General features: G+C 30.5%; 14 protein-coding genes, 2 tRNA genes, 1 rRNA gene and 1 other annotated feature. Of the genes, 3 read left to right on the forward strand and 14 right to left on the reverse strand.

Annotated features, from left to right (window positions below; all coding sequences use genetic code 11):
• The first annotated feature begins 5 nt into the window (after positions 1-5).
• The 3 genes from BR66_RS0113935 to BR66_RS0113945 are packed head-to-tail and all read left to right on the forward strand — an operon-like array spanning position 6 to position 3,323.
• Positions 6-686 (forward strand): ABC transporter ATP-binding protein, encoded by a 681-nt coding sequence (locus BR66_RS0113935; RefSeq protein WP_026883472.1) that lies wholly within the window; start codon positions 6-8, stop codon positions 684-686.
• Positions 676-1,998: an ABC transporter permease gene (locus BR66_RS0113940; RefSeq protein WP_026883473.1), complete on the forward strand. Its 1,323-nt coding sequence runs from the start codon at positions 676-678 to the stop codon at positions 1,996-1,998. The genes BR66_RS0113935 and BR66_RS0113940 overlap by 11 nt, the downstream gene beginning before the upstream one ends.
• A gap of 14 nt (positions 1,999-2,012) precedes the next feature.
• A complete protein-coding gene (locus BR66_RS0113945; protein ID WP_026883474.1) occupies positions 2,013-3,323 on the forward strand; it encodes an ABC transporter permease in 1,311 nt (436 codons plus the stop codon).
• 50 nt (positions 3,324-3,373) lie between these two features.
• Here BR66_RS0113945 and serS read toward each other — a convergent pair whose 3' ends face one another.
• The 14 genes from serS to rrf form a co-directional block, all read right to left on the reverse strand.
• Positions 3,374-4,651, reverse strand: coding sequence for a serine--tRNA ligase (gene serS, locus BR66_RS0113950; RefSeq protein WP_026883475.1), 1,278 nt, complete (start codon positions 4,649-4,651; stop codon positions 3,374-3,376).
• A gap of 165 nt (positions 4,652-4,816) precedes the next feature.
• Entirely contained in the window at positions 4,817-6,037 is a 1,221-nt protein-coding gene (locus BR66_RS0113955) for an MDR family MFS transporter (protein WP_026883476.1), read from the reverse strand.
• Between the two features lie 75 nt (positions 6,038-6,112).
• Entirely contained in the window at positions 6,113-7,360 is a 1,248-nt protein-coding gene (locus BR66_RS0113960) for a DUF1015 domain-containing protein (RefSeq protein ID WP_026883477.1), read from the reverse strand.
• Position 7,361: 1 nt separating this feature from the next.
• Positions 7,362-8,291 carry a D-2-hydroxyacid dehydrogenase gene (locus tag BR66_RS0113965; protein ID WP_026883478.1) on the reverse strand — a complete coding sequence of 310 codons (930 nt, stop codon included), beginning with the start codon at positions 8,289-8,291 and terminating at the stop codon, positions 7,362-7,364.
• 19 nt (positions 8,292-8,310) lie between these two features.
• Positions 8,311-9,381, reverse strand: a complete 1,071-nt coding sequence (locus tag BR66_RS0113970) for a pyridoxal-phosphate-dependent aminotransferase family protein (protein WP_026883479.1) — start codon at positions 9,379-9,381, stop codon at positions 8,311-8,313.
• A 126-nt stretch (positions 9,382-9,507) separates the two neighbouring features.
• Positions 9,508-9,707: a binding site (T-box leader), on the reverse strand.
• A 172-nt stretch (positions 9,708-9,879) separates the two neighbouring features.
• Entirely contained in the window at positions 9,880-10,125 is a 246-nt protein-coding gene (locus tag BR66_RS0113975) for a DUF1667 domain-containing protein (RefSeq protein WP_026883480.1), read from the reverse strand.
• Between the two features lie 10 nt (positions 10,126-10,135).
• Positions 10,136-11,365: an FAD-dependent oxidoreductase gene (locus BR66_RS0113980; RefSeq protein ID WP_035796291.1), complete on the reverse strand. Its 1,230-nt coding sequence runs from the start codon at positions 11,363-11,365 to the stop codon at positions 10,136-10,138.
• Positions 11,366-11,532: 167 nt separating this feature from the next.
• Positions 11,533-14,262, reverse strand: coding sequence for a UPF0182 family protein (locus BR66_RS0113985; protein ID WP_026883482.1), 2,730 nt, complete (start codon positions 14,260-14,262; stop codon positions 11,533-11,535).
• Positions 14,263-14,266: 4 nt separating this feature from the next.
• Positions 14,267-15,409: a DUF362 domain-containing protein gene (locus BR66_RS0113990; protein WP_026883483.1), complete on the reverse strand. Its 1,143-nt coding sequence runs from the start codon at positions 15,407-15,409 to the stop codon at positions 14,267-14,269.
• 39 nt (positions 15,410-15,448) lie between these two features.
• The gene (locus tag BR66_RS0113995; RefSeq protein ID WP_026883484.1) at positions 15,449-15,964 is read right to left on the reverse strand and encodes a transcription repressor NadR; all 516 of its coding nucleotides are present in this window, start codon (positions 15,962-15,964) and stop codon (positions 15,449-15,451) included.
• Between the two features lie 27 nt (positions 15,965-15,991).
• Positions 15,992-16,486 (reverse strand): HDIG domain-containing metalloprotein, encoded by a 495-nt coding sequence (locus BR66_RS0114000; RefSeq protein ID WP_026883485.1) that lies wholly within the window; start codon positions 16,484-16,486, stop codon positions 15,992-15,994.
• Between the two features lie 198 nt (positions 16,487-16,684).
• Positions 16,685-16,760, reverse strand: a tRNA-Ala gene (locus BR66_RS0114005).
• A gap of 3 nt (positions 16,761-16,763) precedes the next feature.
• A tRNA-Ile gene (locus BR66_RS0114010) sits at positions 16,764-16,840 on the reverse strand.
• Positions 16,841-16,888: 48 nt separating this feature from the next.
• Positions 16,889-17,005: ribosomal RNA gene (gene rrf / locus BR66_RS0114015) — 5S ribosomal RNA — on the reverse strand.
• Between the last annotated feature and the right edge of the window lie 76 nt (positions 17,006-17,081).

The following is a 17,081-nucleotide window of genomic DNA, read 5'->3' on the forward strand; positions in this document are numbered from 1 at the left end:
AATTCATGATTGAAGTTAATAATGTTTCTAAAACGTATAAAATGGGAAAAGAGGTTGTCACTGCACTTAACAATGTCACTGTTAAAATAAACGATGGTGAATTTGTTGCAATAGTTGGACCATCTGGTTCTGGTAAATCTACATTAATGCACCTTGTAGGTGGACTTGATACTCCTACATTAGGAAGTATCTTTGTTGATGGTCAAGATATAAGTAAATTTAAAGATAAGGACATGGCTAAATATAGAAATCAAACCATTGGTTTTGTTTTTCAGGCTTTTAATCTTGAAAATACCCAGACAGCTCTAGAAAATGTAATGATGCCATTAATTTTCGCAGGAATAAGTAGCAAAGAACGAAAAGAAAAAGCTAGAAAATCTCTTGAAATGGTTGGTTTAGGTGATAAAGTTAAGCATAAACCAAATGAAATGTCTGGTGGACAAAGACAAAGAGTTAGTATTGCAAGAGCACTTGTAAACAAACCACAAATAATTTTTGCCGATGAGCCTACAGGAAATCTTGATTCTAAAAACGGTGAACTTATAATGAAACTTCTAAATGATTTAAATGAAAAAGGTTATACGATAATTATGGTTACTCATAATGAAGATGAAGCTAAAAAAGCTAAGAGGATAATAACCATAAAAGACGGTGAAATACAAGGAGGTCCACTAAATGAATTTTAAGGATGGACTAAAAATGGCATCAAGGGATCTTGGAAGAAGAAAAGGAAGAACTTTTCTTACTGCACTTGCAGTTGCTGTTGGTACTATGCTTATAGTTACATTAGTTAGTCTTGGAACTTCTGGAGAAAAACTAATAGTTGACAAGGCTCAAAACAGTTCAAGTCTAAAGATGATCCAGGTAGCTAGTATGAAATATTTTGATTCTGATAATACAGATTACTCAGATTTAGATATGACTGAAATGTTTAAAAAAATTGACAATGTAGCAGTGAAAAAATTCGGATCAATTTCAGGAATTCAGGATTTACAAGCAACATTAAGTGCTAATGTTAATAATATCAAAATAGATAATAAAGAAAATAAAACTGGTTCTAGCATTATTGGGTTATACAATAATACTAGCAATTTTGCAAGTGAAACTATTAAGTCAGTGAGGAAAAATAATAACAACAACAGTTTAAAACCTATAATCGCTGGAAGAAATTTAAATAGTTTGGACAAAAATTCTGTACTCATTGGGAAATCTTACTTATTAGGTATGGGAATAATTGACTACAAAAGTGCTATTGGAAAAGACATTATTCTTACTGAAAGTAACACTGAAAATCCAAATATCACTATCCCCTCTCTTCAAATTACAGGAAAAATTATTGGTGTTATTGATGATAAATTTGTAGCTACAAACCCTGTAGTAACTTCTATAGATTTGGCAAACAAATTTCAGAGTTACTATTCCCTTGAGGACGACTATATAAATACTCAAGGTTATAATGGAATCATTATATATGCTAATAATATAAATGATGTGGACCATATAAGTAGTGTTGTGAAAAATGCTGGATATTATTACTCTACGTATGAAGAGCAAATTCAAAGTATAGAAAATGCATTTAATATTATGAATGCTATACTTGCTGTTTTAGGTTTAATAGTTTTATTTGTTGCTGCTGTTGGTATTGTTAATACCATGATAATGGTTATATATGAGAGAACTAAATCTATCGGAATTATGAAATCTGTTGGTGCTAATAGGTCTAATATACACAGTATATTTATCTTTCAGTCAGCAATAATTGGATTTATGGGTGGTATAATGGGCCTGATATTTAGTTTAATGAATATAAAAATAATTCAATTTGCGCTTAAAATGTATCTTGAAAGTAAAAAGATAAAGGAAGTTGTGAATTTTACAATGCCTTCTTGGCTTATTATTGGAACACTTTGTTTTTCAATTTTAATTTCAGTACTTGCAGGGCTTTATCCTGCTATAAAAGCATCAAAAATGGATCCAGTAAAAGCACTAAATTCATAGGGAAGGTGATTTAATTGAAATTAATTGATTGTATAAAGATGGCTTTTGGCGATTTAAATAAAAGAAAGATACGTACTATTCTTACTTCTTTTGGTATCGCAATAGGAACTATGCTTGTAATCTTAATGTCAGGTCTTGGGCAAGGAATCCAGACAATAAGTAATGATCAAGTGAAACAAATGGACTCCCTCAAAGTAATAAATGTACAACCTAAAGAGAATTCAGTAAAAAATCAAGGCAAATATAAAAAAATAGATGTAGCTTCTTTAAATAAATTTAAAAGTATTAAAGGAGTATCCAAAGTTTTAGCAGCAATTGATACTACCGCCACTGAGGTATCAATTGGCGATAAATCAGCTAAAAAAATTAGCATTCATGGCAGCAATTTGAATTTTCCTATCTTTACTAATGCAGAAAAAACTGAACTAAACTCAGATAAAAAGAAGCTTAAAAAATATGGTTCTTCAGAAGAAATTATTGCTGGAAGTACTATTAATACAAATGATAATAGCTCTGTTCTTATAGGTAAATCACTATTAACAAAGCTAGGCATAAAAGATTATAAAAGTATTATTGGAAAAAATGTAGATATAACTGTTTCTTTTCCTAAAATAGATGGAATCGCAGAAAAGCTGCCTCTTATATTGCATCTAAAAGTTGCAGGAGTGATTAATAACGCTTATAACCTTGGAAAGTATACTATAACTACCTCGGATGAAGTTGCAGCACAAATTCAAGAGTATTATGGTACAACTGATTATATAAATCAGAAGGGTTATGATAATGTGAGTGTGGAATGCACCACGATGGCAGATGTTACTAGTGTAAATAATGCTATCACAAAAATTGGCTATGCTTCAAATTCACAAGGTAGTTATGCAGATCAAATGAACTCTATGCTTACAATAGTAAAGGTTCTTCTTACAGCAGCTGGTGTTATAGTTCTTCTCGTTGCATCAATAGGCGTTATTAATACTATGTCTATGGCTGTACATGAAAAAACTAAGTCCATAGGTATAATGAAAGCTGAAGGAGCTTCAAAGAAAAATATAAGAAGAATGTTTATTGTCCAATCTGGTACCTTAGGCTTTGTTGGCGGCGCTTTTGGTACAATAGTAGCTATAATTGCAGGCACAATAATTAACAAGGTTCTTATAGCCTACAGTATAGGTGGCCTTCAAGAAGGAATGAAGGTAGTTGACATTAAAATTTCTACCGTAGTATTCACAATGTTATTTACAATTGTAGTTGCTATGCTTGCAGGCGTTTTACCAGCAAGAAAGGCTGCAAAACTAGATCCCGTGGATTCATTACGGTTTGAATAAAAATAAAGAGGTAAGTAGATTTGTAAACAAATCTACTTACCTCTCTGTCACTATTTAATTAACTCTTTGCCCATATAAGTTTTCAAAGCATCTGGCACTGTTACACTTCCATCTGCATTCTGATAATTTTCAAGTATTGCTGCAACAGTTCTGCCAATTGCGACGCCTGAGCCATTAACTGTATGAACAAATGCTGGTTTTGATTTTGCATCTTCTTTATATCTTATATTTGCACGTCTTGCTTGGAAATCTTCAAAATTACTACAACTAGATATTTCAACATATCTGTTATAACTTGGAATCCAAACTTCTATATCATATTTTAATGTAGCAGTGAAACCTAAATCACCTTTACATATTCTTACTACTCTATAAGGTAGACCTAACATTTGAAGAACTTCTTCAGCATCATTTGTTAATTTTTCAAGTTCCTTATAAGAATCTTCTGGTTTAGTAAATTTCACTAACTCAACTTTATTAAATTGGTGTTGCCTAACAAGTCCCCTTGTATCTCTTCCAGCTGATCCTGCCTCTGACCTAAAACAAGCACTATAAGCTGCAAACTTTTTAGGCAAATCATCGCCTTTTAAAATTTCATCTCTATAAATGTTAGTTACAGGAACTTCTGCAGTAGGAATTAGAAAAAAGCCGTTATTCTCTATTTTAAAAGCATCTTCCTCAAATTTCGGAAGCTGCCCAGTACCTGTCATACTTGTTCTATTAACCATGTATGGTGGCAATATTTCCGTGTATCCATGTTTTTCTGTATGAAAATCTAAGAAAAAGCTTATTATTGATCTTTCAAGCCTTGCTCCAAGTCCCTTATAAAATGTAAATCTAGAACCAGCAACCTTACCAGCCCTTTCAAAATCAAGTATATCAAGATTTGTTCCTATATCCCAATGCGGTTTGTTTTCAAAATCAAACTTCCTTGGGTCACCCCATTTTCTTATTTCTACATTATCTTCATCTGATTTACCTTCTGGAACACTTGGATGCGGAATATTAGGTATTCTCATCATTATGTATTCTAATTCTTGATCTATTTTTGAAGCTTCTAAATCTAAAACTTTAATGTCATCAGAAAGTTTTTTCATGTCTGCCATCAAACTATCAGTACTCTCTCCTGCTCTTTTAAGCTTTGCAATTTCTCCTGATTCCTTATTCCTTTTACTTTTTAAATCTTCAACTTCAACAAGTTTTTCTCTTCTTTTTTCATCTAGTTCTACTATTTTATCTATAGCACCTAAATCAAAATCCTCGCCCCTGTTTGTAAGTGCTTTTTTAATTTCTTCTGGATTATTCCTTATTCTTTTTAAATCTAACATATCGTTCACTATAAAATGAAAATTTATAGCTTCCTCCTTCCGCTTTGTAGTATATATATTTAATTTATTTACCTCTATAATATGTTACAGCTGTTGTTTTGACCCACTATGCTATTTTATCATTTATAGGTTAACATTTCAATTTTTCTTCATTCCTTATATTTCTTAACTCTCATTATTTCTTCTACTGAGTAATGCATTGCCTAGTACACCGATAAACATAAGAATTGAAATAATTGTCCATGTAACAGTATATCCAAAATAATTTGAAACATTCCCCATAACTGCTGGACCAAAAGCATACCCTGCTCCGGTTATAATAGGTATAATAGCGTTAATTCTTCCCCTATGAGAAGAAGGAGTATTATTTGCTATAAATGTACCCTGATTTGTAGTTATCAAAATTTCCCCTATAGTCATTATAAATATGGCTATAAAAAACATAGGTAGTTTGCTTATAAACCCAAACATGCCAAAGGATATTGCGTAAAATATTCCTCCTATTGCAATAACTTTAAGTGCTTTTACCTTATGAAGTAATGTAGTTATTATAGGTGTAAATATTATTACTGCAAATCCATTTATGCTGGCTACAAACCCATAAAATTTAGCTCCATTTCCTTTAAACAAAGAAGCCATTTGGAGTGGAAGTGTAAAACTCCATTGTGAATATGAAAATGAATATATGAGCATTATTATAGAAAAATAAAGAATCATAGGTCTTTTTAATAAAACACTTATCACAGAACCCTCTTCATATTTTTCTAATTCTCTTTCTTTATCTATAACTATATTTTTACTCTTTGTAGTTTCTTTAATAAAAATATACATAATTATAATTGATAAAAAAGATGTTATGGCATCTCCAATAAAAAGTACGGATAGATAATTTTTAAAAAGATATCCTGCCAGAATTGGTCCTACTGAAACACCAATATTCATCCCCATATACAATAATGAATATGAACTTTTTCTGTTTTTAGGTGTAGTTATATCTGCAATCATTGCATCATAGGCAGGTGCGGCCATAGAATAACAATTTGCTGCAATTACAATTATAATAATAACAAAGATGCTAGGCTTCATAAATCCGCAAACAAGATAAAAAAATCCGCCTAGTGTTTGAAATATGATTATTACCTTTTTTCTACCTATTGAATCTGCTATTTTTCCACCTATCATAAGACTTGGTACTTGTGACACTACCATTAATGTTACTATTACACCCGCTTTTGCAGGTGTTAGACCAATCTTTTGAGTAAGTATAAGTGCTAGTAGCGGATAAACAAAATTTCCCAAACAATTTATTATCCTTGCTACAAATAGAATATAAATTTCCCTTGGTAATCCCTTGTATGTAGTTAACATGTTCCTTTTGCTTTTCATAAAGTACCCCTTAGTTATATTTCGTCCTCAATATAACTATTGTACCATTATATTACTAATTAAAGTTAACTGAATTTATGATTCTAGTGAATGAATAAAAAGACCACTTCTTATTTTTGGCTCAAACCAAGTTGATTTAGGTGGCATGACTTTTCCTTGATCTGCAATTTTCATAAGCTCTTCAATTGATGTAGGATACATTGAAAATGCAATTTTCATATCCGTATTAACTCTCTTAGTCAGTTCCTTAATACCTCTAATGCCTCCTACAAATTCAATTCTATCATCTTTTCTAATGTCCTTGATCCCTAAAATAGGACTTAAAAGATTTTCTTGAAGTAAAGAGACATCTAGTGAAGCTACCACATCGTCTTCATTTATTTTTTCCTGCCTTGCTCGTAATTTATACCAAAAACCTTCTACATACATTCCAAAGATATGTCTTGCACTAGGTTTATACTCATAAACATCATTAAGTTTTTCAACTTCAAAATATACTTCTACTTTACTTATAAATTCTTCTATTTTAAGACCATTAAGATCTTTTACAACTCTATTATAATCAAATATTTTTAATTCCTCTGCAGGATATAAAACTGAAAGAAAATAGTTGAATTCGGCCTCTTCCTTATAATTTGGATTTTGCTTTCGTCTCTTTTGTCCAACCTTAATTGCAGCTGCAGTTCTATGATGTCCATCTGCTATATATAATGAAGGAATTTCTTTGAAAACATCAACTATATTTTTTATAATTGCTTCATCTTCAATAACCCAGACCATATGAGTTATCATGTCTTCCGAAACAAAATTATATAGAGGAATCTTTTTAGTTTCATCATCTACTATTTTATCAATTTGGTTATCTCTTTTGTAAGTTAAAAATATAGGTCCTGTATTAGCATTACAGTAATCCACATGATTTATTCTATCAAGTTCCTTATCTTCTCTTGTATACTCATGCTTTTTTACTACTCCATTTAAATAATCATCTATGGATGTACAGCAAACTATTCCTGTTTGAACTCTTCCATCCATAATTTGCCTATACAAATAAATATTTTGTTTCTCATCAGTAAGAAGTATTCCTTTATTTCTAAATTCCTGAAGATTTGTTTTTGCCTTTTCATATACCCTTTTATCATAAGGATTAATTTTATCTTCAAGATCAATTTCAGCCCTATCAATATGGAGAAAGGAGTATGGATTTCCTTTAACCATCTCCTTAGCTTCTTCATAATTCATAACATCATAGGGAAGAGCTGCAACTTCTTCTGCTAGGTTTTTTTTAGGTCTTATAGCCTTAAAAGCTTTGATTTTTGCCATATTATCCTCTCCCTACTGCTTCTTCTTCTTTAAAATATTCTTCAACTATTTCAACTATCTCTTCTCCTATTCTTTCCTGCGCCTCTGCTGTTGCTGCACCAATATGAGGTGTGAGAGAAATTTTAGGATTGTTTACTATATCTTGATTTGCTAAAGGTTCCTTCTCAAATACATCAAGAGCTGCTCCAGCCAATTTACCACTATCAATGGCCTTAACTAGTTCCTTTTCATCAACAACTCCACCTCTAGCACAATTTATAACATAGGCTCCATCTTTCATGATTTCAAATTCTTTTTCACCAATAACGTAAGGTTCGCCTTTTGTATATGGAATATGAAGTGATATAAAATCAGCTTGTTTTATAACTTCATCTTTTGTAAGACAGGTACAAGTAGCTACTTTGTTTATATCACAAATATCATAGTATACAACCTTCATTCCAAAAGCAACGGCTCTTTTAGCAACTTCTCTAGCTATCCTTCCAAAACCAATTAACCCTAAAGTCTTTCCATAAAGCTCTGTGCCCTGATATTTTTTCTTTTCCCATTTTCCTTGTCTCATAGTAACATTTGCAATTGCTATATTTCTTGCAGCTGCTAGCATATGTCCAAAGGTCATCTCTGCAACTGAAATGCTACTTGCATTAGGAGTATTATTAACTTGGATTCCATTTTCAAGAGCATAAGAAGCATCTATATTGTCGATTCCTACACCACCCCTTATTACAAGTTTAAGCCTTCCATTCCCCGCTGCATCAATTAAATCTTTTCTTACTTTAGTAGCAGATCTCACTATTAGGCAATCTATATTTTTTATTTCTTTTTTTAATTCTTCTGGCTCATAATGCTCTTTTATAACTTCATAACCCTTTGCCTCTAAATCCTCAGCTGCCCCTTTTTCAATACCATCATTAGCTAATACTCTTATCATTAAAATAGCCCCCTTTTAATTATAAATTCAATATTTGATTAATATTTTCTATCAATTCTTTAATATCACTTACTGAACATTCCGCCATATGAGCAATTCTAAAAGTTTTCTCTTTTAAAGCACCATACCCATTTGCTATTTGAAATCCTCTTTCACCTAATTTTTTATTTAAATCAGCCACACTTATGCCCCTGGTGTTTTTGATAGTTGTTACGGTGTTTGAAAGATACTTTTCATCACCAAATATATCAAAATATTTTTTAGCCCATGCTCTCACATATTGTGCCATCTCGATATGTCTCTTATATCTATTGTCCATTCCCTCTTCAAGCATCTTGTCTAGTGCAAAATCCAATGCAAACATGTGTGACAAAGATGGTGTTGAAGGATATTGATAATCTTTCTTCTGTATGAATTCATAAAGTTGTAATAAATCTAGGTAATATCCTCTAAATGGAACTTTTTTCGCTCTCTCAATTGCTTTCTTTGAGAATGAACATGCAGCAAGTCCTGGAGGAAGTCCGAGTGCTTTCTGTGAAGATGTTATACATATATCAACTCCAAGCTCATCCACAGGTATATCTGTTCCAGCCATAGAACTTACAGTATCAAGGCACCAAACCACATTAGGATGTTTTTTTATAACCTTCGCTATTTCTTCAACTGGATTCATTATTCCTGTTGATGTTTCGTTATGTGTTATTGTTATTAAATCATATCTACCTGTACTTAAAACTTCATCTACAAACTTTGGATCAGTTATTTCACCAAAACCTACTTCAAATAAATCAGCTGGAACATTATTATTTAATGCCATTTCATACCATCTTTTGCCAAAAGCCCCTATAGAAAATACTGCTGCTCTTTTAACTGTACAACATCTAATTGCCCCTTCCATAAGCCCACTTCCGGAAGTTGTTGATAATAATATTTCCTCTTTAGTTTGAAAAACCACTCTAAGTTTTTCACTAATCCCTCTTTGCAGTGCTGATGCATCCTTACTTCTGTGTCCAATCATTGGTGTTGACATTTTGTCCAATACATCCTGACTTACTTCTACAGGCCCTGGAATAAATAATTTTTTATGCATATTTTACGCCCCCATATTAAATATTTTTTATCTTGTATCTGCCCCATCTAATGCTCATATTTACCATTACTTAATTAATATCTTCCTATTTCCTGGGAAATAAAAATAAGCCCTCCATCCCCAATGAAAAGGGACGAAAGACTCCGCGTTGCCACCCAAATTGATCATAAAATGATCCTCTTAATTAAATAATAACGATTATTCCAAACCGTATTGCTCATCGCAATCCCTCAGAGGCGGATTCACATAATTACACTTATCGACTTCCACTACGTGCCGACTCTCTAAAAAATGTACTATGTTACTATTCTCTTCATAGGTTTCTGTAAATTATTTTTTATTATATGCGCTTTAAAATAATCTGTCAATGTTTTATAAAATATTTAATAGATTATCAGATTTATAACTTAATAATTATAAATTTATTAAAATGGCCTCATTTTATAGCATCTTTTTATGGAATTTAAATAGTTAAATTTATATGTTTTTAACGTATTTTCATTTTGATATATTTCTTGTAGACAATATATCAACTCCAGTATTTAATATGTTTTTGCAAATAATTTCTCCACATTTAATAGGAATTCCAACATATATCCTACTCAATGCCTTAGAGCATTCAATAAAAATTTTTCTTTCTATTGCCTCTGAACTCTTTACTGATACCACATTTACAACTGAACCTTTAACTCTAACCAAAGTTGTAAAAATACCTTTATCGTTTTTATATAAATTATCATTCATAATTTTTTACCTATACCTTATTAAATTCTTTTATTCTCCCAATTAAAATATTAGAATGGGATGAATGTTGAACAATATCAATTAATTTTTTGTTTGTTTCTCTAGCAAGAATAACTGCAATTTTGCTTATACAATAAGATCCACCACATATGCCAAACATAGCCCCAGTTCTCATTCTAATACCATCCATTGTTCTAGCACCAAGTGGTCTCCTTATACATTCTATTATTTCTCCCTCAGAAACGTTACAGCACGTACATATAAATTTACCATACTTATTATCACTTTTTATTAATTTATTTCTCGCATCATTAGACATATAATTATATCTATAAAATTCTCTTATTTTATCATGAAAATCTTTTTTCTTTTTACAATTACAACTATTTGTTACAATTGTACATACCTTCCTAGAAATATCCGTAACTTTGCTTATATCATCATAATATTTCCCTCTTATCTTTAAATAGCTTTCTTCTACTTTAAAATCATCAATTTCTATGGATTCACTATTGTATGCTATATCAAAGTTTCCTTTAACACAATTTTCATTTAAATCTAATAATACATTTTTAATTTTATTTAATGCCTCCTCTGAAGAACTTTTTAATTTTGAACAAGAGTATACATACAAATCTCCACATAGATTAGGTACTATTAGTATTTTATTGTGATCTTTCTCTATAATATCCATAATATTATTATGATCATATTTATAACTTTTATCTATTACAAAACATTTTATATTATAATCTTCTTTGTTTTTACTGTCTTCAATATTTGCTTCAGGTAAAGTATTTATAACAAATTTACACGTGAATTTATTTTTATTTGTTACTACCCTATAACCATTTGATATTTTTTCTATATCTATAACTATTTCATCTAGCTTAAAGTTAACCCCATTATCAAAAGCAACCTCTCCATAGCCCAAAGCTAAATCATATATATTAATTACTTCAAAATTTTCATAATGCATTTCCGTACTTCTATCAACATTATTTATCATTGTGTAATTGTATTTTTTTCTTCTCACATTAAACTTTTCAATAATAGCCTTTGTATCTTTATTATTATTTTTATTATTATTAAATGTAGGAATATAACTATATAAAACATCATCAGCTATTTCATATTCTTTTTCAATTAGAGCAATATTAAGACTAAATTTTGATAACTCATAAGCTACAGAACATCCTATTATGCCACCACCTAATATAAGTACATCATAATCTAACATAAAATCATTACGTAAAACAATATAAGCTATACCTAATCATATTGTTATCTTGTTTTTACGTAACTCACCCCCTTAATATTTTCTCTTATCTCAATAATTATTTTACCATTTTATTTATGTAAAGTAAAAAAAATTGACACCTGTTTAAAACAAGTGCCAATATATAACTATTTCTGTAATTGCTGAAGTTTATCTCCTAATTGCTTTATATAATCACCATACTTCGACCAATCACCATTCTTTTGAGCATCTAATGCCTTATTATATAGGTCATTAACCTCTTTTATCTTACTTGCATCCATTGTTGGAACACTAGCCTTCACATTACTAGAACTATTATCACTGACAGTTGCATTACCATTATAATTAAACAGCTGTTGTAATGCTGCTCCCATATTATCAGCCATAACCATATTAGTTCCACTAGCAACTATAACTTTTTTCACCTCTGGTATACTATTTTTACCTTGTGCTCTTATATATACAGGATCAACGTATAAAAGCGAATTATTTATTGGTAAAATTGAAGTATCCCCAAACTGAACCTGAGACCCTTGAGTATTCCAAAGTGAAATTTCTTTAGAAATATCAGGATTTTGATTTATCTTTTGCTTAAACATATATGGGCTATAGATGGTCTTATCAGTTGGAAGTTTATATAAAACCAATTTACCATAGTTATTACCATCCATTCTAGCACCAAGTATAGATACCATATTTTCTTTGGTATTAGCATTAAAATATTCCATTAAAATGGTTTCTTCCTTCTTCTCATTTGGAAGTTTCATTATAACGTAGGTTGAAGGATTTGTGCTCTTATCTCCCTCCACTTGCTTTTGGTTTTCTGCAACTGACCATAAATCTTCACTATTGTAAAATACCCCTGGATCCGTTACATGATATTTTTGAAGAATCTGTGATTGTGTATCAAACAAGTCTTCTGGATATCTAAAATGTTGTCTAATTCCGATTGGAGCACTATTCACATCTTTAAATATTCCCTTAAATATTTTGTTATAGCTGTTGGCAATAGGATCATTTTTATCCATTTGATAAAAATTAACGCCCCCATCAAATGCATCTACTACAACTTTAACAGAATTTCTTATATAATTAATATTATCTTGTGGCTCTGAAAATGGATACCTATCTGAGGTTGTATATGCATCAATTACCCAATATAACTTACCATTATCTACAACTGAATACGGATCCTTATCATATTGTAAAAATGGTGCTATCTTCTTAACCCTATCCACTATATTTCTGTTAATTAGTATTTTACTCTCACTTGTTATTGAATTTGACACTAGAAAATTCAAATCCTTTTGATTAATTGCAAATAAAAGTCTATTTGCAAGGCTTGCTTTTATTCCAGCTTTTCCATTATAATTATATGTTTTATCTGAACCTGATTCTGGATAATCAAATTCTCCAGATTTATTATTTACAATGGCATAATCATCTGTATTTTCACCAAAATAAATTCTTGGATTTTCAAGTTTAACACCTGATTTATTATTTACAGGTATATTATTCATAACAAAATCCGGTTGACCTTCACTAGTAATTGAATTTACCTTACTCATTACAAGGCCATATCCATGTGTATAGTTAAGATGCTTATTTTGCCATGTATTAGCACTTGCTGCAAGGGAACTTTGCTCAATTTCTCTTGGTGAAACAAACACTTCTGTTAGCTTTCCATCTATATTATACCTATCCACATCTACATCTTTAAAATTATAGTAATATCTAAATACTTGAGTTTGGTTATAAAACTCCAAAGATGGTTTATATGAATTTAATTTTATGTTATTAATAGTATCCATATTCCCTTGAATGTCATTTTCTGTTAATGAATCACTAACTGGATACTCTTTAGTATCCACAGCATCAACATTATAGGCCTTTCTTGTAAAATCAATATTGTATTTAATATAAGGAGATTCCAAAGCCTTTTCATTTGATTTAACAACAACATTTTGAACAAGAACTGAAACTACTCCCTCGATTATAATAAGTGCCACAATCACGGCAACTGAAATAATTATTGGTTTTACTTTTGATTTAATGACACTTGTAAATATAGCAACTGAAGCAATTATACATACTACAGCTAATATTCTAAAGAACACCAATGATACATGGACATCTGTATAACTTGCACCAAATGCGACCCCTCTATCACTATAAACAAGTTCCCAGCCTTTGATCAAATATCCAAAAGACAATAATAGAAATATCATTGCAAATAGTATGGCTAATTGACGCCCAGCAAATTTAGTAATTCCATTTTTAATATCATTAAATTTAAGGAAGCTAGCATTCCTACTAATGTTGTTACCCGACATAAACGTATCACTTACATATAATACAAAATACATAACTACAGTTATAACTACTAGTAATATAAGTAAAGACATTATAATACCATATATTGATTCAATTAATGGAAGCTTAAAGACATAAAATGAAATATCTCTATTAAAAATTGGATCCTTTGTATTAAAACTTACTGAATTTTGGAACTGCAATATTTTATACCAATATGCTGTTGAAACTGAATATGCAACGGTAAATGATACTACAATATCAAATATAGTAAAAATTTTACGTTCTATTTTATCTCTTTTCAAATTTACTTTCATTATCTTTTTATATCTGACAATACTTTTCCGCATATTTTTATAATAAAACCAAATGGCAACGAAGCATACAACAAATATAGGTACCATGAATTTTATTACTGCAATAAGTTTAATGAAATATACTGATAAATACCCAACTTCTTTATACCACTCTATGTTAATAATAAAATTTACTATGCTATTGGCAAATATTATTACTAATATGATTACCAAAACACTTGTTATTAAGGCTACCTTTTTTTTCAAAAAATCACTTCCTAAATAATATTTTTCCAATTAGAGAATGTTTAGTTTCAATTGCTCCATTAGGACATAATTCTTGGCAACAAAAACATCTTATACATTGACTCATATTCCATGTAGGTTTATTTTTGCCATCCATTTTCACCATTTTTATAACTTTAGGCTTTTCAGGGCAAACTTCATAACACCTAGAACATCCAATACATTTATCTCTAATTAATACTGGACTCGGTGCTATCATTCCCTTTAAAAAATCATTTACAACTTGATTTTTAAAATAAAAACTGCCCCCAGTTCTAGAAAGTTTAAAATCTGTTACAAGCATATCTTCAACATTTTCTCCAACTACCTGAATATCTTTACTTAAAACTGCCCCCCATTTATTATCGTTAGCTTCTTTTAAAACTGGTATATCTAAAGGATCTTTATAACCTATAAGACTAACAGCCACTGAATCAACAGCAGTTAAGGACTCACCCATTATAATTGTATTCATCTTTCTAGGACCATTACCTTCCATAGCAATTATTCCATCCAAAATAGCAAAACTTGTACCCACCAATGTATTTAAATCTAACAACATTTTACAAAAATTATTTGCATCTGGCATTCTTGTATGCCAAGCCGCTTTTTGTGTTCCAGGAATACATCCAAATTGGTTTTTTACAGCTCCAGTAAAAAAAGCCATTGCATGTGTTTTTAGTTTGGGTAATGTTATAACTACATCAGCTTCATAGGGAGCTCGTGCAACATTCCAAGACTTGCATAAGATTGAATTATCAAGTTTTACATGTACACTATCTAAAAAGTCCTCAAATTTAACCCCATATCTATCTGCAACTTCTATAAGTCCACACTTTTCTGCAGCCTTTCTAGCATCGCCAAATCCAGGAGAATCACCAAATGTTATATTATCAGTATACTCCTTTATTATTCTTATTACTGCTTCGAAAACAGAATAATGTGTAACTGTAGGCGAACCTGGTTTTTCAGCACTAAGTAAATTAGGTTTTAGTAAAACTTTGCTATTTATAGGTATTAGTTTTCTTAAAAATTCATCTCCTCCCAGTAATTCAAAACCTTCCCTTAATTTATTTTCTATAGTTTTTACATCGTAATCTTCACATTTTAAAAGTGCTATTTTTTCCAAACTTACATCCACCCCATCCAATATAAATTTTTGAAATTCTTAATCAGCTATTAAAAAATTTTTCTTCTTAAGTTCATCTATTATATTTTTTAAGCAACCTTCATCTTCAACAATAATTGTATGAAGATGTATTCCTCCGGTAAGAATAGATAACGGTTCTGATTGCAATTTTTTTAATTTGCTCATAAAATTTTGGATATCATAAAGAGTTTTTATCATTAATATACCCCTTATCTCTCCGTAAAGTTTATGTTCAATTATAACATCTTCTATTATACCACCAAACTTAACAATAGTTTCTAATTCTTCTTCTATTTCCTCTGGACTATGGCTTACTGCTAATACTTTGCTAATATAGTTCTTTTTAATTTGTGATACTATATATCCCTTAGGTGTAGCTATTATTTTACTACCGCTTGCCCTTAAAATTGCTATATCTTTAACTATTATTTGCCTTGTTACGCCTAATTTTCGTGCTAATCTTTCACCTTTTAACGGTTCGCTACTCTTGTCTAGAAAATCATATATGAGAGTTCTTCTTTCCTCTGAATTCATAATAACACCACCAACTTTGAATAATACTCAATTTTTATTGTCACAAATTTTAATTATATTCAGTTCAGTATCTGACACTATCTTCTCATTATGATGATTTTCTATCAAATATAGGAATCTACTACTGTAACCAAATTTTTTTAAAATCTCTACACCCATCTTACCATGATTATAATATACATCAATATCTTTTATATTATAAAATTTTTTTAATTTTCCTTTTGTTATGCTATCTAAAATAACTATTATTGATTTATTTATAATATTTACTCTCTTTTCTGTTTTACCAATATCATGTAACAGCGATACTTTTACAAGTATCCCACTATTTATACCTTTTTTTAAACATAAAAGCTTTACATCCTTAGATACATTTATAGAATGTTTTTGCTCACTTTTAGCCAGTTTATTGAATAATTTTAATTCCTCCTTATTTAAAATTATTTCTAAATATTTTATATCTTCTTCATTTATATTTGAATATAATGACCAAAAAAACTGCTTAACTCTATAAAAAAACATTATTTAATTCCTCTCTAAATAGTTATTAAGGCATCTGAAAGAAAATAACAAGTTAAAGATGCGCTAAGTATTTTACGTAATTCTTAGTTTTTATTTCTTAAAGATTTCATAATTAAAATTATATCTTATATAAAAGTTATTTTAAACTATAACATTTAAAAACGCACAAAAAAAAATAGCCCAAACGGCTATTTTAAATGGTGGAGGTAAAGAGATTCGAACTCTTGACCCCCTGCGTGCAAGGCAGGTGCTCTCCCAACTGAGCTATACCCCCATATGGTGGACCTTCAGGGACTCGAACCCCAGACCGACCGGTTATGAGCCGGTTGCTCTAACCAACTGAGCTAAAGATCCATTTATCTAATAAAAAATATTGAAAGAGTTTTAGCTCTTTCAATATGAACCCAGCGACGACTTACTCTCCCACCGGGCTACCCCTGCAGTACCATCAGCGCTTTAGAGCTTAACCTTCGTGTTCGGAATGGGAACGGGTGTTGCCTCTAAGCCATTATCACTGGATGCTAGTTTTCTCAAAATCTCCGATTTTGTTAGAAAACTGTACTCCTCAGCACAGCTGAGCGAGTATCCTTTAGAA

This window comes from Clostridium akagii DSM 12554, assembly GCF_000686725.1.
GTDB classification, from domain to species: domain Bacteria; phylum Bacillota; class Clostridia; order Clostridiales; family Clostridiaceae; genus Clostridium_I; species Clostridium_I akagii.

What these genes read in the sequence shown, in the direction of transcription:
- BR66_RS0113935 (WP_026883472.1), top strand. Translation starts at nt 6, where the DNA reads ATGATTGAAGTTAATAATGTTTCTAAAACGTATAAAATGGGAAAAGAG.
- BR66_RS0113940 (WP_026883473.1), top strand. Translation starts at nt 676, where the DNA reads ATGAATTTTAAGGATGGACTAAAAATGGCATCAAGGGATCTTGGAAGA.
- serS (WP_026883475.1), bottom strand. Translation starts at nt 4,651, where the DNA reads ATGTTAGATTTAAAAAGAATAAGGAATAATCCAGAAGAAATTAAAAAA.
- BR66_RS0113955 (WP_026883476.1), bottom strand. Translation starts at nt 6,037, where the DNA reads ATGAAAAGCAAAAGGAACATGTTAACTACATACAAGGGATTACCAAGG.
- BR66_RS0113960 (WP_026883477.1), bottom strand. Translation starts at nt 7,360, where the DNA reads ATGGCAAAAATCAAAGCTTTTAAGGCTATAAGACCTAAAAAAAACCTA.
- BR66_RS0113965 (WP_026883478.1), bottom strand. Translation starts at nt 8,291, where the DNA reads ATGATAAGAGTATTAGCTAATGATGGTATTGAAAAAGGGGCAGCTGAG.
- BR66_RS0113970 (WP_026883479.1), bottom strand. Translation starts at nt 9,381, where the DNA reads ATGCATAAAAAATTATTTATTCCAGGGCCTGTAGAAGTAAGTCAGGAT.
- BR66_RS0113975 (WP_026883480.1), bottom strand. Translation starts at nt 10,125, where the DNA reads ATGAATGATAATTTATATAAAAACGATAAAGGTATTTTTACAACTTTG.
- BR66_RS0113980 (WP_035796291.1), bottom strand. Translation starts at nt 11,365, where the DNA reads ATGTTAGATTATGATGTACTTATATTAGGTGGTGGCATAATAGGATGT.
- BR66_RS0113995 (WP_026883484.1), bottom strand. Translation starts at nt 15,964, where the DNA reads ATGAATTCAGAGGAAAGAAGAACTCTCATATATGATTTTCTAGACAAG.
- BR66_RS0114000 (WP_026883485.1), bottom strand. Translation starts at nt 16,486, where the DNA reads ATGTTTTTTTATAGAGTTAAGCAGTTTTTTTGGTCATTATATTCAAAT.